Origin of the sequence: Xenorhabdus sp. NBAII XenSa04 (assembly GCF_963866145.1) — a bacterium.
Classification (GTDB): domain Bacteria; phylum Pseudomonadota; class Gammaproteobacteria; order Enterobacterales; family Enterobacteriaceae; genus Xenorhabdus; species Xenorhabdus indica.
On sequence record NZ_CAWMEB010000215.1, the window covers coordinates 1 to 393 of the forward strand.

Here is a 393-nt window from a genome sequence, read left to right on the forward strand (position 1 = left end):
GTTCGGTTGGTTATCAATAATGGTTATGCTGAAACCGGACAGGATGACCGGGTTGCCTTTACCGCTAATCCGGCTTTCGATGCGAGTACTTTCGAAGTCTGGACGCCTTTGCTTAACGGTGGCGCGCTGGTGGTCATCGACCATGCAACCTTATTGACACCTCAGGCGTTTATACAGGTTTTACAGACCCATCGGATTACTGTCCTGTGGCTGACGGTTGGATTGTTTAACCGACTGGCAGCGGAGTTGTCTCCGGTTCTCCCACAGATCAATATCTTGATTGTTGGAGGGGATGTTCTTAATCCGCATGTGATCGCTCAGGTTCTGCGTAATAGCCCGCCTCAGCAGTTATTGAATGGCTATGGGCCGAGTGAGGGAACGACGTTTACCACG

The 393-nt window shown here is 50.9% G+C and carries 1 protein-coding gene; it reads left to right on the top strand.

Annotated elements, in window-relative coordinates:
• Positions 1-393 (top strand): AMP-binding protein (locus AAC147_RS08900; protein WP_047686374.1); only part of this gene is annotated, 393 nt, incomplete at both ends.